General features: G+C 43.5%; 20 protein-coding genes. 12 read left to right on the forward strand and 8 right to left on the reverse strand.

All coding sequences use genetic code 11. The annotated features are described in order from the left end of the window. Positions 1 to 67 precede the first annotated feature (67 nt). Positions 68 to 1,336, reverse strand: coding sequence for an MFS transporter (locus K9J17_02770; GenBank protein MCF8275632.1), 1,269 nt, complete (start codon positions 1,334 to 1,336; stop codon positions 68 to 70). 187 nt (positions 1,337 to 1,523) lie between these two features. On the opposite strand from K9J17_02770, the gene K9J17_02775 reads away from it, so the two are divergent. After that, the gene (locus tag K9J17_02775; GenBank protein ID MCF8275633.1) at positions 1,524 to 3,794 is read left to right on the forward strand and encodes a bifunctional (p)ppGpp synthetase/guanosine-3',5'-bis(diphosphate) 3'-pyrophosphohydrolase; all 2,271 of its coding nucleotides are present in this window, start codon (positions 1,524 to 1,526) and stop codon (positions 3,792 to 3,794) included. Then, positions 3,794 to 4,237 (forward strand): SsrA-binding protein SmpB, encoded by a 444-nt coding sequence (gene smpB, locus K9J17_02780; protein MCF8275634.1) that lies wholly within the window; start codon positions 3,794 to 3,796, stop codon positions 4,235 to 4,237. Before K9J17_02775 ends, smpB begins: the two co-directional genes overlap by 1 nt. Before the next feature lie 41 nt (positions 4,238 to 4,278). Here the strand turns inward: smpB and K9J17_02785 are convergent, their stop codons facing one another. Beyond that, the gene (locus K9J17_02785; GenBank protein ID MCF8275635.1) at positions 4,279 to 4,926 is read right to left on the reverse strand and encodes a protein-L-isoaspartate(D-aspartate) O-methyltransferase; all 648 of its coding nucleotides are present in this window, start codon (positions 4,924 to 4,926) and stop codon (positions 4,279 to 4,281) included. A gap of 109 nt (positions 4,927 to 5,035) precedes the next feature. Here K9J17_02785 and K9J17_02790 point away from each other — a divergent pair, with 109 nt between their 5' ends. The 4 genes from K9J17_02790 (at position 5,036) to K9J17_02805 (ending at position 9,294) form a co-directional block, all read left to right on the forward strand. Beyond that, positions 5,036 to 6,034: a Gfo/Idh/MocA family oxidoreductase gene (locus K9J17_02790; GenBank protein MCF8275636.1), complete on the forward strand. Its 999-nt coding sequence runs from the start codon at positions 5,036 to 5,038 to the stop codon at positions 6,032 to 6,034. Between the two features lie 40 nt (positions 6,035 to 6,074). Continuing rightward, a complete protein-coding gene (locus tag K9J17_02795) occupies positions 6,075 to 6,950 on the forward strand; it encodes a hypothetical protein (GenBank protein MCF8275637.1) in 876 nt (291 codons plus the stop codon). Beyond that, on the forward strand, positions 6,950 to 8,365 hold the full coding sequence (locus tag K9J17_02800) for a sugar transferase (protein MCF8275638.1): 1,416 nt from the start codon (positions 6,950 to 6,952) through the stop codon (positions 8,363 to 8,365). The genes K9J17_02795 and K9J17_02800 overlap by 1 nt, the downstream gene beginning before the upstream one ends. 77 nt (positions 8,366 to 8,442) lie before the next feature. Continuing rightward, on the forward strand, positions 8,443 to 9,294 hold the full coding sequence (locus tag K9J17_02805) for an OmpA family protein (protein ID MCF8275639.1): 852 nt from the start codon (positions 8,443 to 8,445) through the stop codon (positions 9,292 to 9,294). Here K9J17_02805 and K9J17_02810 read toward each other — a convergent pair whose 3' ends face one another. Further along, positions 9,295 to 10,863, reverse strand: a complete 1,569-nt coding sequence (locus K9J17_02810) for a WD40 repeat domain-containing protein (GenBank protein MCF8275640.1) — start codon at positions 10,861 to 10,863, stop codon at positions 9,295 to 9,297. Positions 10,864 to 11,055: 192 nt separating this feature from the next. On the opposite strand from K9J17_02810, the gene K9J17_02815 reads away from it, so the two are divergent. Continuing rightward, positions 11,056 to 11,880, forward strand: a complete 825-nt coding sequence (locus K9J17_02815) for a DMT family transporter (GenBank protein MCF8275641.1) — start codon at positions 11,056 to 11,058, stop codon at positions 11,878 to 11,880. A 60-nt stretch (positions 11,881 to 11,940) separates the two neighbouring features. Here the strand turns inward: K9J17_02815 and K9J17_02820 are convergent, their stop codons facing one another. Further along, positions 11,941 to 12,882 carry a T9SS type A sorting domain-containing protein gene (locus tag K9J17_02820; GenBank protein ID MCF8275642.1) on the reverse strand — a complete coding sequence of 314 codons (942 nt, stop codon included), beginning with the start codon at positions 12,880 to 12,882 and terminating at the stop codon, positions 11,941 to 11,943. A 106-nt stretch (positions 12,883 to 12,988) separates the two neighbouring features. Here K9J17_02820 and K9J17_02825 point away from each other — a divergent pair, with 106 nt between their 5' ends. Then, complete coding sequence (locus tag K9J17_02825; protein MCF8275643.1) at positions 12,989 to 14,443, forward strand: SpoIIE family protein phosphatase; 1,455 nt, start codon at positions 12,989 to 12,991, stop codon at positions 14,441 to 14,443. A 382-nt stretch (positions 14,444 to 14,825) separates the two neighbouring features. Next, positions 14,826 to 17,450, forward strand: coding sequence for a S8 family peptidase (locus K9J17_02830; GenBank protein MCF8275644.1), 2,625 nt, complete (start codon positions 14,826 to 14,828; stop codon positions 17,448 to 17,450). A 63-nt stretch (positions 17,451 to 17,513) separates the two neighbouring features. Here K9J17_02830 and K9J17_02835 read toward each other — a convergent pair whose 3' ends face one another. Then, complete coding sequence (locus K9J17_02835) at positions 17,514 to 17,792, reverse strand: hypothetical protein (GenBank protein MCF8275645.1); 279 nt, start codon at positions 17,790 to 17,792, stop codon at positions 17,514 to 17,516. A 103-nt stretch (positions 17,793 to 17,895) separates the two neighbouring features. Beyond that, positions 17,896 to 19,032 (reverse strand): SPOR domain-containing protein, encoded by a 1,137-nt coding sequence (locus K9J17_02840; GenBank protein ID MCF8275646.1) that lies wholly within the window; start codon positions 19,030 to 19,032, stop codon positions 17,896 to 17,898. Positions 19,033 to 19,270: 238 nt separating this feature from the next. Here K9J17_02840 and K9J17_02845 point away from each other — a divergent pair, with 238 nt between their 5' ends. From K9J17_02845 to K9J17_02855, 3 genes are all read left to right on the forward strand, one after another. Then, positions 19,271 to 20,515 (forward strand): aminotransferase class I/II-fold pyridoxal phosphate-dependent enzyme, encoded by a 1,245-nt coding sequence (locus K9J17_02845; protein MCF8275647.1) that lies wholly within the window; start codon positions 19,271 to 19,273, stop codon positions 20,513 to 20,515. Positions 20,516 to 20,518: 3 nt separating this feature from the next. Then, positions 20,519 to 21,343, forward strand: a complete 825-nt coding sequence (locus K9J17_02850) for a universal stress protein (protein ID MCF8275648.1) — start codon at positions 20,519 to 20,521, stop codon at positions 21,341 to 21,343. 104 nt (positions 21,344 to 21,447) lie between these two features. Next, entirely contained in the window at positions 21,448 to 22,527 is a 1,080-nt protein-coding gene (locus K9J17_02855) for a 2Fe-2S iron-sulfur cluster binding domain-containing protein (GenBank protein MCF8275649.1), read from the forward strand. Positions 22,528 to 22,530: 3 nt separating this feature from the next. Here the strand turns inward: K9J17_02855 and K9J17_02860 are convergent, their stop codons facing one another. Together K9J17_02860 and K9J17_02865 are read right to left on the reverse strand one after the other, a co-directional pair. Then, positions 22,531 to 22,905 carry a hypothetical protein gene (locus K9J17_02860; GenBank protein ID MCF8275650.1) on the reverse strand — a complete coding sequence of 125 codons (375 nt, stop codon included), beginning with the start codon at positions 22,903 to 22,905 and terminating at the stop codon, positions 22,531 to 22,533. 50 nt (positions 22,906 to 22,955) lie between these two features. Continuing rightward, positions 22,956 to 23,405 (reverse strand): KTSC domain-containing protein, encoded by a 450-nt coding sequence (locus K9J17_02865; GenBank protein ID MCF8275651.1) that lies wholly within the window; start codon positions 23,403 to 23,405, stop codon positions 22,956 to 22,958. Positions 23,406 to 23,451 lie beyond the last annotated feature (46 nt).

Consider the following 23,451-nt stretch of genomic DNA (forward strand, 5'->3'; position numbering starts at 1 on the left):
TTGGTTCAATCACTGAACGTCTATCTGAAAACCAATATTGAACGGACTACATCGCTCTTAACATATATTAGATCGGCTCCGCTTTATGGAGTTGCACGCGCAAGGTCAATACTGCGGCAAGCAGCATCAATCCACCGCCAAGCATTACAGCCGAAAGGCGGTCATTATCCAAGACTGATTCCATTACCCAACCAAAACCAAGGCTGGCAATGATCTCTGGTAATACAATGAAGAAGTTGAAAATACCCATATAAACACCGATTTTCTCTTTAGGAAGACTATTGCCCAACATGGCATAAGGCATGGAAAGAATACTGGCCCATGCAATGCCAACGCCTGTCATAGAAAGGAAAAGCATGTTCGGTTCGGTTACAAATTTCACAGATATGAGACCGATTCCGCCAGCTAGCAAGCACAAGGCATGCGTTACTTTCATAGAAAGACGTGTGGCCAACCACGGCAGCACCAATGCAAACAAGAAGGTTATGAGATTGTAATACGCAAGCGTCAATCCGGCAAACTCAATTCCTTCGGTGTATGCCTGAGAACCGTCTTCTGCCATGAACACGTTTCGGGCCACGGCAACCGAATAATAGAACCACATCAAAAACAATCCTGGCCATGTAAAAAACTGGACCAAAGCCACTTGCCGCATGGTTTTGGGCATAGTTGCAATAGAACTGAAAATCTCTTTTAGTGCCACGCCAACTCCTTTGCTATTGGCATTCTTGCTTCTAAATGCTTCAAGATCAGCAGGTGGATAGGGTTTTGTGGTGATAATCGTAACGGAAACAGCTCCGATAAAAGCCACGGCACCCAAATAGAATGAGAACTTGACCGAATCTGGAATACCGCCATCAGGCGAAGCATTGGAAACACCGAACCAATTGCTCATCATCCATGGTAAGGCTGATGCAATTACAGCTCCAATACCGATCATGAAGCTTTGCATGGCGAATCCTTTGCTGTGCTGTTTTTCTGGAAGCATATCCACGACAAACGCCCTGAACGGTTCCATGGAAACGTTGATGGAAGCATCCAAAATCCATAGAAGACCGGCAGCCATCCAAATGGCTGAAGAATTTGGCATTAATACCAAAGCGATGGAACTCAAAATTGCACCAGTAAGAAAATATGGCCTCCTTCGTCCGAGTTTGGTCCATGTCCTATCGCTCATGTAACCTATGATGGGTTGAATGATCAGGCCTGTGAGTGGCGCAGCTAACCATAGCATTGGGATATCTTCAGGTTTGGCTCCGAGATATTCGTAAATGGCGCTCATGTTGGCCATTTGCAATCCCCAACCGAACTGAATTCCCATAAAACCGAAACTCATGTTCCATATCTGCCAAAAAGAAAGGGTAGGTTTTGTCTGTGTATTCATGCTTAAAACGACTTAGTGTAAATGTAACACTTTGGGTCATTGAGCAACAACTGGCAAATTTGCTGGCATCCACTATTTCTTAGCTACGAATCGTAAAAAAACGTGCGTGATCATATACCTTTGATTCATGTCTGATAACATGCCAGCGATAGACCCAGAGAAGGAGAAACAGGATATTCTCAAAGCGTATAAAAAGCTCCTACGTTCCACCAAGCGACACGAAGCCAAAGGCGATCTGAAAATGATTCGCAAGGCCTTTGATGTGGCGTTGGATGCGCACAAGGATATGCGCAGAAAATCTGGAGAACCGTACATCTATCATCCGATTGCCGTAGCAGAGATTGTGACCTCTGAGATCGGTCTGGGGGCAAAATCGATTGTATGCGCGCTTTTGCACGATACGGTGGAAGACACTGACCTCACCGTTGAAGACATGCGAAGGATGTTCGGAGACAAGGTGGCGCAGATCATTGATGGTCTGACCAAGCTCTCTGGCGTACTCGATATTAAAGAAGATAAAAGCCTTCAGGCAGAGAATTTCAGAAAGATGTTGCTGACCATGAGCAGCGACATCCGTGTGATCCTGATCAAACTGGCCGATCGATTGCACAACATGCGTACGATGGATTCGATGCGCAGAGACAAGCAGCTGAAAATTGCATCCGAAACGATGTACATCTACGCTCCGCTTGCGCATCGATTGGGACTTTACGCCATCAAGACCGAATTGGAAGACCTCTCGTTCAAATACCTTGAACCAGAACTCTACGATGAGATTGTAAACAAGCTACGGGATTCGGCCAGGCAACGAAATAGATTCATCAATAAATTCAGTTTTCCGATCATCAATTCTTTGAATGATGCAGGAGTTGACTACGAAATAAAAGGCCGGACCAAATCGGTCTATTCCATTGCTCGGAAGATGAAATCGCAAGGTGTTCCGTTCGAAGAAGTGTTCGACATTTTCGCCATCCGCATCATTACCAACAGTAAAGAAGAATCGGAGAAAACAGATTGCTGGAAAGCCTATTCCATCGTTACAGATCATTATGTTCCAAATCCAGGTCGATTCCGCGATTGGGTGAGCAAACCCAAATCTAACGGTTACGAATCGCTGCATACAACGGTAATGAGCGAAGGCGGAAAGTGGGTTGAGGTTCAGATCCGTACAAGAAGAATGGATGATGTGGCCGAAAAAGGATTGGCGGCACATTGGAAGTATAAGGAAACAAAGAAGGGAGACGATCAGCCACAGTCAAACGAAAGTGGATTTGATGAATGGTTGAATCAGATCCGTGAATTGCTGGAAAGTCCAGACCCGAATGCCATCGATTTCATTGATGATTTCAAGCTGAATCTGTTTGCTGAGGAGATTTTCGTTTTCACCCCATCGGGAGAAGTTCGAACGCTGCCATCGAATGCAACTTCGCTTGACTTCGCCTTTGAGATCCACACAGAAGTAGGAATGCGCTGCATTGGCGCCAAAGTGAACGGCAAACTTTATCCGCTCAGCTACAATTTAAAAAGTGGCGATCAGGTTGAAGTATTGACCAGCAACAAGCAAAAACCGAAGGAAGATTGGTTGTCGTTTGTGGTAACGGCCAAGGCCAAATCGAAGATAAAACAGGCACTAAAAGAGGAAAGTAGAAGCATTGCCGCTGACGGAAAAGAAATACTTGAGCGTAAACTGAAGCAGATGAAGCTTACGCTCGATCGTGAATTGACCGATAAGCTTCACAAGCACTTCAGGCTTCAAACAAGTCAGGATCTATTCATTAAAATCGCCAAAAAGAGTATCGATTTCAAGGAGATAAAGGAGTTTATCGAAAGCAGTAAGAATGCTTCAAAATGGTATAATGTTCTCCGAAATCGTATTACTGGAACAAGTGAAAGCAATACGGCCAAAACCGAAGCACCGAAACCTAAATCGGCAGACAAAGACAAAGCAGATACGATAGTTATTGGCGATGCCAGTCAGAAAATGGACTACGTGATGGCCAAATGCTGCAGTCCGATTCCTGGCGATGACATTTTCGGTTTTGTGACCATTGGCGAAGGCATTAAGATCCATCGGACCAATTGCCCAAATGCCATCAACATAAGAAGCAACTACGCTTACCGCGTAGTGCCAGCAAGTTGGGCAAGTAAAGACGATCATACTTCTTTCGTCACTGGAATTCTCATTACTGGAATTGATGACGTAGGTTTGGTGAATGCCATTACAACGGTTATTTCCAAAGACTTGAATGTGAATATGAAAAGTATCGCGTTCGAAAGTCATGATGGTGTGTTTGAAGGCCACATCAAGGTTTTGGTGGAAGGAATTCATCACCTCAACAATCTAATTGTGAACCTCAAAAAGGTTAACGGTATAAAGAAGATCGTCAGAGAAGACGAACTGGACAATTAATGGAAGTAATTGCCTCAAATAGAAACGCCAAGTACGAATTCGCCTTTTTGGAAGAATTCACGGCAGGACTACAACTATTTGGCACCGAAATAAAAAGTATTCGGAACAAAGATGTGAGCATTGCCGAAGGCTATTGCACCTTCATCAATGATGAACTGTATATCCTTAACATGCATATTGCGCCATACGAGCAAGGCACTTACAACAATCACGAGCCGAAGCGCGACCGAAAACTGTTGTTGAAATCGCAAGAACTGAAAAAGCTCAGCGGTAAATTGAAGGACAAAGGTCTGACCATTATCCCAACGCGGCTGTTCATTTCAGATAAAGGTCACGCCAAGTTGAACATCGCGCTGGCAAAGGGTAAGAAACTGCACGACAAACGCGACACCATTAAAGACAAAGACGTGAAGCGCGAAATTGATCGCGCCATGAAGCGCTGATCTTTAACACAATCGATCATCTGAGATTGATGGTTTAAGGTCTATTGAGCCTTATCATCCAACATCGGCACAAAACGGAAGCTGCCATGATCGGCAGTGATCAATTCCCCGTTGGCTTTCTTTGTGATGGTCTTCATGATTTCTTCATCACCATTCGAAACAGGAATGACCATGATTCCATCTGGCTTCAGCTGTTCCAACAATCCTTCGGGAATAATAGGTGCTCCAGCAGTAATGATAATGCGATCGTAAGGTGCCCAAACAGGTACACCAAGATTGCCATCTCCGAAAAAAGTCTTTACCTGATAGCCGAGCTTCGGTAGTAATTTACTTGTTCTATCAAACAGCTCTTTAATTCTTTCGATGCTGAAAACCTTCGCTCCCATTTCTTGAAGAACGGACGCCTGATAACCGGAGCCAGTACCGATTTCAAGCACCTTCATTCCGCGCTTTATCTGTAACAGTTCGCTTTGCACAGCCACCGTGTAAGGCTGCGATATGGTCTGACCTGCACCAATGCTGAATGGTCTGTCTTCATACGCATACTGTTCAAATGCACTGTTCAAGAACAAATGTCGAGGCACATTCCCAATTGCCTTCAGAACATTCTCATCCTTAATTCCTTTTTCTCTAAGGTGCTCAATCAGCTTCCTTCTATTTCCTTGCTGTTTATGAGAATCCTTGACCAATTGAGATGTTAAATTTTGAATGTTGAAAAGAGAATTTCCCGCTGAATATCGGGGCGGCTAAATGTAATAATTTGCAGGTGTTCTAATTTAAAACGAAGTCTGAATTTCAATGGAAAACCTTAAGGTCGGGGTACTAGGTGCTGGGCATCTTGGAAAGATTCACATCAAGCTGCTCTTAGAGACCGAAGGATTTGACCTCGTTGGTTTTTACGATCCTGATAAAAAACAGGCCGACTTTGCAAATGAACAATTCGGCATCAAAGCGTTTTCCAGCATCGAAGAACTGATTGATGCCGTTGATGTGGTAGACGTGGTCACTCCTACTCTTTCTCACTACGACTGTGCTTCGCTGGCACTTAGAAATTCGAAACACGTTTTCATCGAAAAACCTGTAACCAACACCTTAGAAGAAGCCGAAGCGTTGATGAAATTGGCTGAAGAAGCCAAAGTGAAGGTGCAAATTGGTCACGTGGAGCGCTTCAATCCAGCGTTTCTTGCCAGCAAACCATTCATCAAAAATCCGATGTTCATTGAATGCCATCGCTTGGCGCAGTTCAACCCGCGTGGAACAGATGTTCCTGTCGTAATGGACCTTATGATCCATGATCTGGACATCATTCTGAGCTTGGTTAAATCGAACGTGAAACGCATCAGTGCGAGTGGTGTTTCTGTGGTAAGTAACACGCCAGATATTGCCAATGCGCGCATCGAGTTTGGAAATGGTTGCGTGGCCAACATTACTGCAAGCAGAATTTCGTTGAAGAATATGCGTAAAACACGGCTGTTTCAGCGCGATGCATACATCGCCATCGATTTTCTAAAGAAGAAGACCGAAGTGGTCCGATTGGAAGATGCCGGCTCAGAAACGAACTCGAACGACATGTTCATTGAATTGCCTGACAACAGCAGGAAAAAGATTCATTTTGAATTTCCAAACATTGAAGAAACCAATGCCATTCACGAAGAACTTCGGTCGTTCAGAAACTGCATTGAAACGGATACAGAACCAGCCGTTTCTATTCAAGATGGCTACAACGCGCTTCAGATTGCCCATCAGATCGTAACCAAGTTGCACCTTGGCACCGATCTTCTTACTTCTGAGATATAATAAAATTACTTTCGCGTCCGTTCTCGCGCTTTATAATGCAATGAGAAAACGACTACGACCAACCACATATCTGTTCATCCTTATTGTACTTGCTGCCTCATACAGTTCGTGCGACCTGATCAATCCTGAAGAAACGATTCCTGGTTTTCTGAGAATTGATTCTATTTCTCTTGCGACCACAAGTGTGGAATCGGAAGGACATCCAGTTCCTAATTTGGTAGATGCCTGGGTTTTCGATGATGATCAGTTGGTTGGCATTTATGAACTACCGGCAATCGTTCCTATCCTCCGAAATGGTGATGCCAACATCCGTATTCGAGGTGGTATTAAGCTCAATGGTTTGGTTGGTTCGCGTGTTCCCTTATTGTTTTCTGAAGATTATCAGGCAACATTGGAGATGTTTCCCGATAGCCAACTTCACGTAAACCCAACACTTCATTTTCATGATTGGGTTACATTTTCCTGGTTAGAAGATTTTGACAATGTAGGACTATCAATAGAAGCTTCTGCGGGTAGCGATGGAACAACTGACCGTGTAAGCGGTGTAGAAGCCCTTGATGGAAATTCCTTTAAAATGGCACTCAGCGCTGATGAACTACTAATGGAATGTTCGATGACCGGAAACATGCTCGAACTTCCATCTGGAGGTGCACCTGTTTTTTTGGATTTCTCCTATAAAAACAACAACCCATTTGTTGTTGGACTATTTAGCAGCGATGCTACTGGAACGATTCAAACATCACTCATTGTTCTCAATCCATCAGAAGATTGGAATCATATTTTCGTGAATCTGACGGATGCCGTGTCTGCAAACGCCTCCTACACCGGCCACCGACCATTCTTCGGATTTGTACGTGATGAAACCGTTTCAGGCGAAGCTTACGTCTATTTGGACAACATCAGGCTGATTCATTGATGAACCGAAAACTCCAAACTGCCAAGTATCTGCTGTTTGATTGGTTGGCTGCAACCATTACATGGAGCCTGTTTTTCTACTATCGGAAAACGTTTGTGGAAAGCAACAAGTTCGGCTATCAGGTAATGGTTAACGTGGACGAGCGATTCATCCTCGGATTGATTCTGATTCCGTTGTTCTGGTTGCTATTTTATACCGTTTTAGGCAACTACCGCAAGGTTTATCGCAAATCGAGACTGAAAGAATTCTTTCAAACCTTGCTTTCCACGCTTATTGGGGTTACATCCATCTTTTTCTTGCTTATTCTAGATGATGTGGTGGTAAACCACAAAACCTATTATCAGTCGTATGCGGTGCTTTTCGGAATGCAATTCGCATTCACATTCATATTCCGCTTCATTCTTTCCTCCATTACGGCTTCAAAAATTCATAGAAGGGTAATCGGTTTTCCTACGCTGATGGTTGGAAGCGATGCCAAAGCATTGGAAGTTTTCAATGAATTGGATGGACAACGCCAAGCTTCCGGAAACCTTTTCAAGGGTTTTATCCGTGTTAAGGAGCGCGAACTTTATCCGCTGGAAGGTCGACTTCCATTTCTGGGAGACATGGAAAACCTAGAACAGGTCATCCGCGAAAATTCCATTGAAGAAGTGATCATTGCGCTTGAATCGAGCGAACACGCGAGTTTGCAGAACATACTTACGCGGTTGGAAGACACGAATGTGATCGTGAAGGTGATTCCAGACATGTACGACATCCTTTCGGGTTCTGTGCGCATGGATTCCATTTATGGAACGCCACTTATTCAAGTGACCCAAGATATAATGGCGCCTTGGCAACAAGTGACAAAACGGATCGGAGATATTTCTGTGTCCGTTTTTTCGCTTCTTGTGCTTAGTCCTGTTTACTTGATAACTGCATTTTTGGTAAAGGTTACCAGCCCAGGTCCAATATTCTATGCGCAGGAACGAATTGGAAAAGGCGGCAAACCGTTCTTCATCTATAAGTTCCGATCAATGGTTGTGAATGCTGAAAAGCTTGGGCCTGCGTTATCAAGCGACAATGACCCACGAATTACACCTTTCGGCAGGTTTATGCGTAAGGTGCGATTGGATGAAACTCCTCAGTTTTATAATGTATTGATCGGTGATATGAGCCTAGTAGGTCCACGACCAGAGCGCCAACATTTCATCGACCTTATTGTAAAGGAAGCCCCTCATTACCGTCATCTTTTGAAGGTGAAACCTGGAATTACATCTTGGGGAATGGTGAAATACGGCTATGCCGAAAACGTGGAGCAAATGGTAAGACGGATGAAGTTTGATCTGCTTTATATCGAAAACATGAGTTTGTTAGTGGATCTTAAAATTCTGATCTATACCGTTCAAACCGTGCTTATGGGAAGAGGAAAATAACCTCAATTTCGAACTTCTGTTCAGTCGAATTTTCCTGACATCATACTATTTCAACAGTTGTTTCGTACTAAGATTAGATGAAACAAATACTTGTTCTGTTCTTGACCTTTGCTTTATGCCTTCTCAAGGTGATGGGGCAAAATCCGTTGCACCATTCGGTGTACTTCGAACGAGATAAGGCAGAAATCTCAGCATCGGAGATTCAAAAACTGAATAAATTCCTTCAATCAGTTTCAGACACTGCTGCTAAAATTGAATTGATCGGACATGCTGATTATTTGGGTTCTGAAGCGTATAATCTTCGACTTTCAGAAAACAGGGCTAAAACTGTCGGTTCATTTCTAGAAAATCAGCGGTTGGTTCCTGTAAGAATCATCTTATCGGATTTCAAAGGAGAGTCGGAATCAACTCAAACGCCTGATCCAAGCGGCAACCCGCCAGACCGAAAAGTGGAGATTGTACTTCAGCTCCAGCCAAAAAAGTCACCAGCGATAAATGAACTCAAACCCATCGCAGAAGAACCTAGTTCAGAAACTGAACTTCTAACAAGAGCAGAGGTTGGTCAAACAGTGGTTCTCAGAAATCTCAACTTCTTTCCCGGCATGCATTACCTAGTTCCAGAAGCATTGCCAGAATTGGAACGCTTGGCCGAAGTTTTGAAATCCAATCCTAATATGGAGATTGAGATCCAAGGCCACATCTGCTGTAAACTGGATTCGCTTGATGGCTTGGACATCAGCACGAGAACGTATAGTCTTTCCTTTAATCGGTCGAAATACATTTATGACCAATTGGTATTGGCTGGTGTGGAGCAAGATCAAATGAAATATCGTGGTTTTGCGGGCAGCAGACCGCTGATAAAACCCGAACTGACGGAAACTGACCGCTTGCGTAACCGAAGGGTTGAGATCCGAATACTTAAGAAGTAGTTATTCGGTAGGGAATTCGTCTTCAAAATTGAGCTCTACAGCAGAAGAACCTGTCATATCTGAACGCAACTCGATATCGAGTTTCTGAACACCATCCGAAATAGTCATTGTCACCGTATTGGGCGAAATGGTTCCCAGATTGTGTGCGTGCAGATAGAGATATACCTTCTTATAGGCCGAAGCATCAAAATGAACCACTTTCTTATCTGCTGTAATGCTGTACTCTTCTACAATGCATTTATCATCAATGAAGATGGAAACGATATCACCATCAATCACCTGTGCATCCCAAATCTCAAACGTTAACTGATGCGATTTCAACAGCAATCTGTGCTCTCTTCTGATCGGCATAACCCTTCGGCCATTTTTCCTATCAGGCAATTCGCTCACTATAGGATCAGCCACAATCGTATCAACTACAGCTACAACTCCATCCTCGTTCCCGGAAATCACTTTCGTATCAATTGGCTTGATTTTAACAACCTGAGGCACATCTTGCACAGGCTCTGAATATTGAACGATCTCAACATCTGGTTCTACACTTACTGGCTCTGTTTGAACTTCTTTCTTCTTCTTTTTGACTTCTTCAGGAACGTCTTCTACTATCTGCCAAAGTTTTATACTCTTGTCCAAACTGCCAGAAAGCAAATACTTTGGACCACTTTCAAGATCAAAGGTCATCACCGTTCCTTGTTCAGCCCATTGATCTAAAACAAGTTGCTTGCTGTTCAGGTCCCATACATTGAAACGAGATGCATGATCGCCAGTGACCACATATTTCTGGTCTTCTGTAAATGCTAGATTGCTGAACTTCCGAGAACTTGTTCCTGAACGGAAACTCGTTATCAGATAAAAATTAGAAGGATCACGCATATCAACACGCGAATTATCGCACCACGAAAGCAATCGCTTTCCGTCACCAGAAAACTCCAAACAATTCACCATACAACTTCCTGTGTTGTATTCGCGAACAACTTCTCCCGAACTTAGGTCAAGTGCCATCAGGTACTTTCCAGCAGCAAAAATGATTTCCTTGCCATCTGGGCTCAAAACTGCACATCTTATTTCTTCCTGTGGATCTGTATAAATAACCTCGGGATCACCCGTACTCTTCAACGGTATTTTGGACAGAAATCGGTTTGAACCACCGAAATAAACCGTACCTGTCTTTGACGAAATGAGACAAAAATTAACCTTGTTCAAAGGGCTGCTTTCGGATGTAGGGCTAATTATTTGCTGAATGCCTTTTCCTGATGTCGCATCCCACACCTTCACTTGTCCATCTTCTCCTGCAGAAACGAGATACTTTCCATCTTCAGAATAGCGAACATCGGTCACCGAACCATAATGACCTTCCAGTTGCTTCACAGCACCGGTTCCATCTACCTTCCACATAAAAAGTTCCCCACGAGTGCCACCGCTGGCAAAATGAGTTCCATCAGGAGAAAAGGTTACTCTTCGAACACCATGAGAGTGCCCAGTGAAGGTCCTAATATGCTCTAGCTTCAAATTTTGCGCTTCGCAAAATTCAAAACCAATTAAACTGAGTACGTAAAAGATGAATCTCATTAGTTTCCCGACCAATCATAAGTAGTCAATTTTTTATACGTGCACAAATATCAGCGTGCAGTTGTCTTTGCAAATACAATTCCTGTTGCATAAGGGTTAAAACTCACCTTCTATTGTCGCCTTTTGAATGTACTTGCTAAAGTTTCAGTTTTATTTCCACATTTGCTGCTGATGACGAAAGGTATTGGCTTCATGCTTATCAGCACATTTTCGTTTTCGCTGATGCAGTTATGCGTCAAGTATCTCAACCATTTGCCAACGCACGAGCTCATTCTTTTTCGAAGTGTGATCTCGCTCCTTCTCAGCTTAGGCTATCTGTTACCAAAAGGAATTGACCCATTCGGAAACAATCGCAAATTCTTACTTCTTCGAGGAATCTTTGGGGTGACAGCGCTGAGTTTATTCTTTCTCACCTTGCAGCATATTCCGCTTGCCAGCGCGGTTACGATTCAATACCTCTCTCCTATTTTCACTGCCATCATTGCCATTTTCATGTTAGGTGAAAGGATGAAGACAGTACAATGGATTTTCTTCGGAATTGCATTCATCGGTGTAGCATTACTTAAAGGATTTGATGAACGTGTTTCTATCTTCTATTTGGTTTTAGGCGTCATCTCGGCCTTTTTTGCTGGGGCTGCTTACAACTGCATACGTATTGTAAAAGATACCGATCATCCATTGGTAGTGGTATTCTACTTTCCGCTGGTAGCAACACCAATTATGCTTGTGCTTAGTTATTTTGAATGGATAACACCTGTTGGTTGGGATTGGGTTGCCATCCTTTTGCTGGGCATTTTTACGCAGATCGGTCAGGTTTTTATGACCAAGGCCTTGCAAGCTGAGAAGGCTAATCTTGTCACTAGCCTCAAATACCTAGGTTCGCTTTATGCACTTATTTATGGTTACTTCTTCTTCGATGAAACCTACGGAATAGTCAGTCTATTGGGAATTGCCCTGGTGTTGGCTGGCGTTCTGCTAAACGTTGGACTAAGAAATTACTGGGAGAAAAACACATAAAAAGAAACCCCGAAAGCCAGTGTTGTCTTTCGGGGTTTCTTTATCAATTATCACAATCAGTTATTTGACCGTCATTCTTCGCGTTACACGGTCAACGCCATCGGATAACGTATAGACATAGATTCCAGAAGCTAGTCCGTTGGCAGAAAAGTCAATGGTGTTTCTTCCTTTAGCAGTTGAAACGCTACGAGAAATGATGCGATTTCCTAGCACGTCAAAAACTTCAAACTGAACCATCGAAACTTGCTTTTGCAAGTCGAAAGAAATAAGTGTTTGTCCTGAGAAAGGATTTGGTTGATTTTGTACTGTTGCAAACTGCTCGCTTGCATCTTGAATGCCAAGTCCACTTTCTATCACCTCCAAAACTGGACCTTGATATCTGATTCCATCAGAAGTGAAATTGGTATCGCCAAAGGTCTCCAGTAAAGACCCCATATCCGTTACCCACGTATTGTAGCCAACAATATTGGCGATTGCACCTGGATCGAACTTGGCTGCGCGAGCATCAAGAAAGATAGTAAGTGGGTAAAGTCCGTCACTGTTCGGCCCTCCATTTGCTGCTGCAGTCCAATCGGCCGCAGAACCTGTAATGCTGATGCAACCTGTGGTAGAAGAAAGTCCAACCGTTGTATCTCCTTGATTAACCCAATAACCAAAAGGATTTTCAACTTCGTCATACGTAGTATCGAGCGCTGCATCAGTGGTATAGCTTAATCCAGATGGAAGTCCTTCAACGGAAATCAATCGGAAAAAATCAGCGTACACAGTCACATCCAACGGAGGATTACCAGGTGCAAGTTCGATGGACAAAACTGTATCTGCTAAGGTGTGAACACTGATAATTCGTTCCTGATCACCGCAATCCAGGCAAGCATAAACAGGTTCTAATTGAATTGGAAGAAATGCAACTCCTGTTCCAGTGAAGCCAGATACTGGAACACATTGAGCAGATGCATTCAGACCTATAGAAATAGTGAAGATTGATAGTAATAGTTTTTTCATGTGTTAGATTTAAAGTGCTGCGAATCTAATCTTTCTCACGAATTGCGTTGTTGATGTAATCGGTCAACGACATAACCAAAGTTTCACTTTCTACGTTAAGAGTTCGGTGAATAGCGTTGGCGAGAAATTATTAATACCATCAAAAGCTACCAAAAATTGGTTTGAAGAGGCTTGGACACTTGTTTCATCGCTTGGCGTAAAGGAATCGGATTCTCCTTATTTATCGAGAAAGATCGTGCTTACCAATCAGGTAGCGATCATCATTTTTACCATTGCCTTACTTCTAACTACAGGCTTTTTAGCCATTGACTCGCCACAAGCAACCATTAACTGGTTCTTGCTTTTACTGATTGCAGTTTGGGCGGTTCCGTTCTTGAATTTCCTTGGCAACAGAATCCTTTCAAGGCATGTGCTTAGTACGGCACTACCGTTATTCTCAGTCCTATTTGTAGCTCATATTCGTTCCATTGCTCCAGAGTCAGTGCATGAAGCAAGCTTTTACATCCCTCGCTATTTTCAGATAGCACTTAGCTTCATTCCTGTCATCCTTTTTGGTTTTGAAGAAAGGAAACACCTGTTCATCTCGTTCACATTTAACGTACTAGTACTTCTCTTTTACAACCAGATAATGGATGCGATGGGTGCAGGGCTAGGCGTGGCAGAACCGATTATCAAGGACCCGTTCTTTGTAAGCGTATCTTCTGTTCTTGGTTTGATGATCGTTAGCACCGGATACTTTTTCTTGAACAAGATGAACAGCGAATATGAAGTTCAGATAGAAAGTCTGTTGCATAAAACTGAGCAACAGAATCGTAGCATGCAAGATGCAATCAACTATGCTAAAAACATACAGCAAGTGGTACTGCCAAAAGATAATGTGCTTGCCAAGCTAAAAGAGAACCTGTTTGTGCTTTACAAGCCGCTTCACACAGTATCGGGCGATTTTTACATGGTTGAGGAATCTGATGACCATCTTATTTTTTCCGTCATAGATTGTACAGGACATGGTGTTCCAGGTGCTTTCATGAGCATCTTGGCAAGTTCATCGCTTCAACGGTCTATCGACCTTGTGGGTTATAAGCACCCTGAGGTGATACTGAACAATGCCAATCGTCTGTTTCATGAAGACCTCAGCCGCAGTGGAAATCCAGACATTCAGGATGGAATGGACATGGTTCTCTGCAGTTTTGATAAACGTACGAATGAACTTCAATTGGCAGGAGCAAACCTTTCTGTACATGTAGTAACCGAAGGAGGAATTGCTGAATATCGTACCGATAAAGGAGGAATCAGCATGGGTTCGCCCACACGTAACTTTAAAACCACCAGCGTTAAACTTGAACAGGGGAACCTTGTGTACATCAGTTCCGATGGCTACTACGACCAATTCGGTGGCGATCGGGATAAACGTTTGGGAAAACGCTCATTCAGAGAAAAACTGGAGACTATTTCGCACCTACCGATGACAGAACAACACGAAGTACTACTTGCGTTCTTCGAAGAGTGGAAAGGCAGTAGCTTTCAGGTAGATGACGTCTGTCTGATAGGTTTCAAATGTTGAAATAACACCCACGAGCAAGTCCCAAACCATCGATTGTCCTTCAAATAAAATGATCGACAAACTGCGCAACTGAAATACGTGTTTTTGGTAATAGGATGACAAAACTTTTCGTCAAAGTCACGAAATTGGCGTTCATTCTTAACTCTTTCAATATCCATGTCTTTAACATTCGAATTCGCTAGAAAAGCACTTATTGCGTTGGTAATTATTTGTGCAACTGCTGGAATGTTATGGATGGCCGCCAACACGGTTAGCGGAATCTGAATCTCTGTTTTCACTCCTCATTTCATACGTTTGATCGGAAGCTCTGGCCTCCGAGTACGTATTGAACTTCATTGAAGATGAACGTTTGTTAGCTTTATCGCAATCAAACCTTATTCGTATGAAGAAAAGTCTTTACTCGCTTCTTGTTGTTCTATTGATGCTGAGTTCAGTTGTTACTGCATTCAGTCAGATATCTTCACAGCTACAGCAAGCACTCACGGAAAATGCCGGAGAGTATCATCGTATTCGCATTGAATTCAAGAATAATGTGGATTGCTATGCCTTGAATCATGAATTCAAGCAACAGCGGACTCCTGCTTCTGAGCGATCTAAAATGGTGATCACTCAGTTGCAAGATCAAGCGAAAACTTCTCAAGCAGATGTTCTTGAATTATTAAACGGTGAGCTTGAAGATCAAGTCAGTCATATACAGCCTTTTTGGGTTGTGAATATGATTGTTTTGGAAGCCAGCAAAGATGCCATTGAGAAGATTGCGGACATACCTGAAGTGGCATTGATTGATCTGGAAAACTCGCACATACTTCCACACGACCCAATAATTCGGGAAGTAGAATCGCATCAACGAACACCAAATGGTGTTGAGTCAGGTCTTGTTGCCATCAATGCTCCTGCCGTGTGGGCTTTGGGCTATACCGGCCGAGGAAGAATGGTGTACGATTATGACACAGGAGTTTGGCCAACACATCCTGCTTTTTCTGAGCGATTTCTCGCACATCGATATCCTATTGATCAGTGCTGGTACGGCTATTTCAGTGATGTTCCGAACGGAACAGTTAGCGATCATGGCACGCACACCTTGGGCACCATGACAGGCTTGGTTGAAGCAACAAACGACACGATAGGAGTGGCTTTCAAAGCTTATTGGATTGCTAACGATTTCGTGACGTCAACGGTGGAAGCACTTCCTCCTCTTACCGATATGATCGGTGCTTTTGAATGGGCACTTAATCCTGACGGTGATGTAAATACGACAGAAGATATTCCGGACGTGATCAACAACAGTTGGCGCTGGCGCGATGACCCTGACACGGTTCAGTGCGGTGGAATAGTTGTGAATCTGATGAATGCCATTGAGGCGGCCGGAATTGCCAATGTTTTCTCTGGCGGAAATTCAGGGCCAAACAATACAACGGTAAATGCACCGCAACGAATTAACACATCCGAGGTCAATACATTTTCGGTCGGAAGTGTAAATGGAAACAGCCCTTTCCCCTATCCTATCAGCAATTTCTCAACCATTGGTCCAACGCAATGCCCAAGCGGAGGCAATTCAGCACTCGAAATTCATCCCGAAGTGGTAGCTCCTGGGCAAAATGTCCGTTCAGCTTGGGGAACAGATGGATTCAATACAATTTCCGGCACAAGCATGGCTGCGCCTCATGTTTCGGGCGCCATTCTCTTACTGAAAGAAGCATTTCCGTACCTCAGTGGCGAAGAGCTACTTTGGGCATTGTATCTTACTGCCGTTGACCTTGGTGATCCAGGAGAAGATAACGTTTACGGAAGAGGTATCATTGATGTTTATGCTGCATTTCAGCATCTGGCCCAAACAAATACACCAGTAGATCCACTGAATGTAGCTTGGGATCTGGGATTGAAAATGATCGAGGATCCAAACGAAAAGGGATTTACCTGCGATGGTACGATGAATCCGCAAGTTTCCATCACCAATTTGGGCGACAGCATCATTACCTCTATCGATTTTGAATACAACATAAACGCAGGGAATTTGCAATCATTTACATGGACAGGAACACTTTTGCCAGCGCAATCCATTACTGTGAATCTTCCAGCAATTTTAACCTCCGATTATGGTGATCTGGGATTGAGCATTACGGCCAGTATTTCAGGAATTCCCAGCGAGTACGATCTATACAACAACAAGTGGTACCACACCATCAACAGAAGAGAACCTGTATCACTTCCGTTCATAGAAGATTTCGAACACGGATTCTCGCAAAATAATTGGTTCGTCAACAATATTGATGGAGATATGACCTGGGAACCATTTCAAACACAAGGCCTTCCATGGAATGATTATTCCGCTTCAATTCAACTCTTTAAGTATACACCACGCAACAATCAACGTGATGGATTGATCAGCAATGAACTGGTTATTCCAAATACGTCTGATCCAGTTTGGCTTCTATTTGATGTGGCCTATCAGAAATGGACAAGCAGTATCTCATCTCAAGATACGTTTACTGTGAGCGTTTCGACCGATTGCGGAGCAAATTTTGAGAACGAAGTGTACCGTAAACAAGCGGATGAATTGAGCACTGCAGATACGGTTCAACCAAACTTCATACCCACGTTTGAATGGGATTGGAGACGCGATTCGGTGAGTTTGGACGATTTTGCAGGACAGAATATTCTTCTGAAGTTTCAAACGGTCAATCGAAAAGGCAACAACCTTTATATAGATAATGTGAAAGTGTTTACCGGCAGCACAGAGCCAGCATCAGTCGTTGATCAGATCAAGAACGAACTCAAACTTTTTCCAAACCCAACTGCTGGGCTATTGAATATCGTTTCCACTCAAACCTTCAATCCGAAAGCAACGGTGCGCATCTATTCCAATGTAGGCGCGGAAATATCGATTGACAGTCAAATCTCTAGCAACCGAATTGAGCTACGCACGGAATCCTTAAGCAGTGGAATCTATTTTATCCGAATAAGTGACGGAAAGCTGGATGAACGCCTTCGTTTCGTAAAGCTTTAGGAATTGCCTTAAACAAAAACGGCCCCGATAATTCGGGTCCGTTTCTATTAAATGCGTTTCGGATTACGGATTAACATGCTCTTCTTTCACTTCAGTCGCTGCTGCATGTGCAGGACATTTCTTCTCACAAGATGGCGCGCAAGCCTTCTTGTCGCCAGCCGCTTTATCTCCTGCTGCTGCACAGCAAGCTTTCGTGCAACCTGGTTCGCAGGCATGTTTCTCTGCAGAAACTTCGGTTTTTACTGTTGCTGAGTGGTCTGCATCTGCTTTCTTGTCTTGTGCCATAGTAGCAGTTACGCCAACAAACAAGAACATCACGAATGTCAATACAAGGTTTTTCATTTGAAATAGATTTAAAGTTGAGGCGAAGATACCTTCGTTTACAGTGAAAGGTTACGTCTTGGCGACATTACTGACAATTATCAGCACGAAAACTGAAGTTAAATTAATCGTGAATGGCTCTCAGGTACTGCCGTGCATCTTCTATGGAAACCTTTCTTCCTTCGTTGAAGGCCACGATGAAGGCATCTTTAAAACCCATCAAACGAAGTTCATCTCTGCGTTCAATTGCGTTTCCATAGCTCTTATAATTACCTACGGTTAGTAGTGTGAGGTCATCGAGCGGAACTTCCGAAATACTATCAATCATCAGGTAGAATCTCGCTGACTCATCTGGCAACGTTTCTCTATATGCGGCCAATTGAATTCGATAATTCACTTCTCCCCGTATTTGCGCCTTTGGCGATTTCTGGTCCAATGCAACTACTTCCAATGGATAGCGCTCTTCGTCCGTAATGTTCACAACAAACGCATCGGCATAACCAACACCTTTGACTACTTCTAACATTTTCTCGGCTTGAGACTGGAAATTGAAATTGCCAATCACGTACCGATACACTCCATTCATATCCACATAAACTTCCACGTTATTCAAGCCATCAAACTTGCGGGTCATTTGAGGCTCGAGCAGCGCAGCCACTTGCACGCCATAAAGTGTCGATAAAGTGGAGTACTTGTGCGGTTGGGTTTTTATCCGAAGGTCATGCTTCACTAATCGTTCTGGCACCTCCAGCAATTGGATAGTTGGTTCTTTGCAGAGATTGGCCCATTTCCTACCATCGAACAAATAGTATTCATCCGACTTCAAGAAGTCTTCATTGTTCGCAAATGCTTCTTCCAAACGCACCAGACTTTCCTTCGCCTTGTCGCATGCTCCACTTCGACAATATGCCAAAATCATATAATAGAACAAATGTTCTGGTGGTCCAACGCCAGGATTGTCCCATAGCTCAGCAAAGTTCTTATCAGCCATTTCGAACAAAGAAGTTGCTCTCTTTGGATCTTTTCCTACAATTATCAACGAAACACCTAATAGATATCCAACATTCGGATTGAGCGTGTCTTGTTGATGAAGTTCTTCGAGAATTTTAATGGCCCGACCAGCATTATGTTTCGCAATGTAAAGTCGTGCCTGGTCAAATCGATCCCAATACGCTTGGTCTTTCACATCCTGCGCAGACACAGTAAGTGAACTTACAGTCAGCACCCACAGCGAACAAAAGCTCAGAACATACGATTTCACAGCATACCGATTTGGTTACTATGAATCTAGCCAAGTTCTCAGCCGATTGAAGACACTTTTCTATATCCTATCAAGAATGAAATGTGGATAACCTTAACAATCGAAACCTTCATAATCCAGTTCGCATGGTAGTTTGTTTGGAATTAAACATTTCTGATGAGTTCAAAACTTTCTTAATTGCCATTTTCCTGCAAAAAGGGAACAAATACCTTTGCTTCATCCACTAAGCTATAACCAAATGGACATTTTTGAACGCATAAAGAACAACCGCGGCCCGCTAGGAGAGCACGCAAAACAAGCGCACGGATATTTCACTTTCCCTAAACTGGAAGGAGAGATCAGCAACAAAATGATGTTCAACGGTAGAGAACGTCTGGTTTGGAGTTTGAACAATTACCTCGGACTTGCTAATCATCCAGAGGTGCGTAAGGCAGATGCCGATGCTGCACGAGATTGGGGAATGGCCTATCCGATGGGCGCACGCATGATGAGCGGACAGACCCAGTATCACGAACAATTGGAGCGCGAATTGGCCGATTTCGTGATGAAGGAGGATGCCTATCTGCTCAACTTCGGATATCAGGGAATGGTTTCAGCCATTGATGCTCTTGTGAACAGACATGATGTGATCGTGTACGATTCCGATTCGCATGCTTGCATTTTGGATGGTGTTCGACTACATATGGGAAAACGTTTTGTGTATCCACACAACAACATCGAAAATCTTGAGAAACAATTGCAACGTGCCACCAAATTGGCCAACGAGCAAGGAGGTGGTGTATTGGTGATCACCGAAGGTGTGTTCGGTATGAGCGGTGTGCAAGGAAGCCTGAAAGAGGTCGTTGAGTTAAAGAAAAAATATGCCTTCCGACTGTTTGTAGATGATGCACACGGATTTGGGACACAAGGAAAAACAGGTGCTGGAACTGGCGAGCAACAAGGCTGTCAAGATGGTATTGATATCTACTTTGGCACCTTTGCCAAAAGCATGGCCAGTATTGGTGGATTTGTAGCTGGAGAAGCTGACGTGATTGACTTTCTGCGATACAATATGCGTTCGCAGATCTTCGCCAAAAGCTTGCCGATGCCAATTGTGATTGGCGCACTGAAACGCTTAGAACTGCTGCGAAAAAGTCCTGAATTGAAGGACAAACTTTGGACAATCGTAAATGCACTACAGGAAGGATTGAAAACTGCAGGCTTCGATATCGGTAATACGCAATCTTGCGTTACGCCTGTTTACTTGAATGGTACGATACCTGAAGCAACAGCCATGATCGTGGATCTGCGAGAGAATTACGACATCTTCTGCTCCATGGTTGTTTATCCTGTTGTTCCAAAGGGAATCATTTTGTTAAGACTTATTCCTACCGCTGTTCATACCTTGGAGGACGTGAAATACACCATTGAAACCTTCGGTAAGATAAGACAGAACCTCACCGCAGGTAAGTACAACACAACTACCATTTCCACCACTATCTAAGCCATGGCGCGATTAAAGATCTTAATTCCAACCGATTTCTCGATGCTTGCACGCAAGGCAGCAGAATATGCTGTTTCGCTTTCGGCCAATCTTGATGCGGAATTCATCCTATTGCATTGCGATAATGTGCCTCGTCCTTCCTACTCGTTTGTGAACAAGTTGGATACGATTCTTCGCGATGAAGCTATTAAGACAGGCAACGAACTGGCTGAGTCTATCAGAAAGTCTACGGGTATCAATGCCAAAATCACTCCCGATTTTACGTTTGGAGATCCAATCGAAGTATTGGAAGAATACAGCAAAGCCCACAAAATTGATCTGATAGTGATGGGCACCAAAGGCGAATCGGTTATTCAGAACAAGATATTCGGTTCTACCGCATCTGGCGTGTTGGAGCATATTTCATGTCCTACCATTTTTGTGCCTTCGTCTGCTGACGTAAACAGTCCTGAGAATATTGCATTTGCCACCGACCTCACCAATTTGGATGAGGAAATTGGAGAATTGATCTCGTTTGCGCAGTTTTTCAACGCTACCATTCATGTCGTGCATGTTTATCCAGATATGATTGACCCAGCGACCTTTGATGAGGAGAGCACCAAGTTGCAGCTAATTGCAGATACGGACTATCCGCAGATCACCTTCAATGCGGTGATGGATTCAGACATCATTGCCGGATTGGATCAATTCGTTGCCTCCGACAAACCAGATATGATCGCCATGTTCACCTACAAATCAGGAATTCTCGAATACCTGTTCAATACGAGTTACACGGAAAAGATGGCTATGCACAGCCATACGCCATTGCTCATTATGCGTAAAAAGTAAATCGTACAATTCGTGACTAAATAAACAAGCTACCATACACTGACGAAAAGCACTTTTATGTGTGGGCGGATATGATAGATTTGTGAAGATAAAACACTTGAATAATGGCAAATTTTCATTCACTTGAGGTTGTTGACATAAAGCGGGAAACAGCAGAGGCCGTTTCCATCAAACTTCGGATTCCGGAAGAATTGAAGGAAGAATTCAGCTTCATTCCTGGTCAATATGTCATGTTTAAGCGCATGATCAATGGCGAAGAATTGAAACGGTCATACTCCATCAGTTCTTCACCTTCAGAAGGTGAACTTCGAGTTGGGGTGAAAGAAGTGGCAGACGGAAGATTCTCTACCTATGTTAATCAAGAACTGAAAGTAGGCGACACCTTGGATACTTTGCCTCCAAGAGGACGATTTGTGGTGAATACCGATGCCATCAACAAGAAGCATTTCGTGAGTTTTTGCGCTGGCAGTGGTGTCACGCCAATCATTAGTATGATGAAGCACGTTTTGGAAACCGAGCCACAAAGCAAATTCACTTGCTTTTACGGAAATCGCTACGCTTCAACCATCATCTATTTTGATGAGATCAATGCATTGAAGAACCGTTTTCCAGACCGTTTGGAGGTTCATTTTGTGATGAGTAAGGAAGAAATGGGTTCCGATTTTTTCCGAGGAAGAATTGATGAGGAAAAGATCCGCAAGTTCAGCGAAGTGCTTTTCGATCCTGCGGAAGTAGACGCATTTTATATGTGTGGACCAGAGCAGATCATTCACGCAGCTAAAAAAGTACTCAGCGAGAAAGGTGTGGATGAAACGCGCTTGCATTTCGAATTGTTCGGAACACCGAACCCTACCGCTGGCTTTGCCTTGGATCTGGTTCCGGAAGACACCGAAACGGTCAAGAGTCGCATCACGGTTGTGATGGACGGAGACGAATTTGCATTTGATATGGAACCGGGCAACATGACCATTTTGGATGCTGCCGATAAAGAAGGTCTGGACGTTCCTTATTCCTGCAAAGGTGGTGTTTGCTGCACCTGTTTGGCCCGTGTGAAGAAAGGTGAGGTTTCTATGGAAAAGAACTACTCTCTAACCGATAAAGAGGTCGCGTCCGGATTGGTGCTTACCTGTCAGGCTCATCCAAAATCAGATGAGGTGTTGGTAGATTTTGATGATATCTGGTAAGAGCTAGTCGGCTAAAAGCCACGCTTTAGCTTGATCCACATCTGTGAATACCTTCGCAATCTTACCTCGATTTACAAGCACCGTTTCAATGAACATCAATTGTTCTAGTGAATCTGGGTTCAATTCGAACCAAGCAATCTTGTATCTGTAGTTTATTCCTATCTCGTCAAACAGGTCACCATGCTCGTAGCCTTCCATGGTAGAAAAGGTTTTGGTCGAATTGGCTAAGCCTAAAACCTTGTAGCAGTTATGTTGCTTGCAGGTTTCCGCAATCATCGACCACATTTTATGAGCCGTTTCATAACTCTTATCTCCATTGGAAATAACAAGCACAAACGTTCCTTCAAACGTTACCTTGAGCTCGTATTCAGTATGCATTGACTTTAATTGAGGTTATTCTTGAAAAGAAAGAACTTGAACGCTTTTGCCTATTCCGCTTCAGTCGTTTTCTTAGACTTTCTGTAGAGATATGAGTTGAAGATGCTTCTTCTTCCAAAGCGATATTGCTTGTCAGAATTATGGAATTTGATGAAGACTGTCTTCGGAACTCCGAAGTACTCGTAAGTGCTTCCATCCAAGAAGGTCACCTCCAACAACAGACCTTTATGGAAGTAATCTGCAATGCCTGTTTCAGAAATAGTGATGTTGTATTGTTCCAAATTCGCCTCTCGCGTTTCGGGTGCAATGCTTACCAGAAAATGGTAACCATCAATGATCTTTCTGCTCACCGCTTCGGCTTCTTCCGCGCGTTCATCGTTTTCCCTGAACTTGTCCGGATGCCACTCTTTTACCAGATTTCTGTAATTGGTTTTCAATTCTTTAAGCGTGGCCTTCTCTTCCACTCCAAATAATTTCCGGTATTCAGTAACGCGTTTCATAATTCGGTACTCTACTTATTTCAGCGCGCGAAAGTACACTTTACGT

The organism is Flavobacteriales bacterium, from assembly GCA_021739695.1.
Taxonomy (GTDB): domain Bacteria; phylum Bacteroidota; class Bacteroidia; order UBA10329; family UBA10329; genus UBA10329.

Coding starts and splice junctions, on each gene's coding strand:
- K9J17_02770 (MCF8275632.1), bottom strand. CDS start 1,336: ATGAGTTTCGGTTTTATGGGAATTCAGTTCGGTTGGGGATTGCAAATG.
- K9J17_02850 (MCF8275648.1), top strand. CDS start 20,519: ATGGCGCGATTAAAGATCTTAATTCCAACCGATTTCTCGATGCTTGCA.
- K9J17_02820 (MCF8275642.1), bottom strand. CDS start 12,882: ATGAAAAAACTATTACTATCAATCTTCACTATTTCTATAGGTCTGAAT.
- K9J17_02800 (MCF8275638.1), top strand. CDS start 6,950: ATGAACCGAAAACTCCAAACTGCCAAGTATCTGCTGTTTGATTGGTTG.
- K9J17_02815 (MCF8275641.1), top strand. CDS start 11,056: ATGCTTATCAGCACATTTTCGTTTTCGCTGATGCAGTTATGCGTCAAG.
- K9J17_02835 (MCF8275645.1), bottom strand. CDS start 17,792: ATGAAAAACCTTGTATTGACATTCGTGATGTTCTTGTTTGTTGGCGTA.
- K9J17_02775 (MCF8275633.1), top strand. CDS start 1,524: ATGCCAGCGATAGACCCAGAGAAGGAGAAACAGGATATTCTCAAAGCG.
- K9J17_02845 (MCF8275647.1), top strand. CDS start 19,271: ATGGACATTTTTGAACGCATAAAGAACAACCGCGGCCCGCTAGGAGAG.
- K9J17_02860 (MCF8275650.1), bottom strand. CDS start 22,905: ATGCATACTGAATACGAGCTCAAGGTAACGTTTGAAGGAACGTTTGTG.
- K9J17_02795 (MCF8275637.1), top strand. CDS start 6,075: ATGAGAAAACGACTACGACCAACCACATATCTGTTCATCCTTATTGTA.
- K9J17_02865 (MCF8275651.1), bottom strand. CDS start 23,405: ATGAAACGCGTTACTGAATACCGGAAATTATTTGGAGTGGAAGAGAAG.
- K9J17_02790 (MCF8275636.1), top strand. CDS start 5,036: ATGGAAAACCTTAAGGTCGGGGTACTAGGTGCTGGGCATCTTGGAAAG.
- K9J17_02830 (MCF8275644.1), top strand. CDS start 14,826: ATGAAGAAAAGTCTTTACTCGCTTCTTGTTGTTCTATTGATGCTGAGT.
- smpB (MCF8275634.1), top strand. CDS start 3,794: ATGGAAGTAATTGCCTCAAATAGAAACGCCAAGTACGAATTCGCCTTT.
- K9J17_02810 (MCF8275640.1), bottom strand. CDS start 10,863: ATGAGATTCATCTTTTACGTACTCAGTTTAATTGGTTTTGAATTTTGC.
- K9J17_02855 (MCF8275649.1), top strand. CDS start 21,448: ATGGCAAATTTTCATTCACTTGAGGTTGTTGACATAAAGCGGGAAACA.
- K9J17_02805 (MCF8275639.1), top strand. CDS start 8,443: ATGAAACAAATACTTGTTCTGTTCTTGACCTTTGCTTTATGCCTTCTC.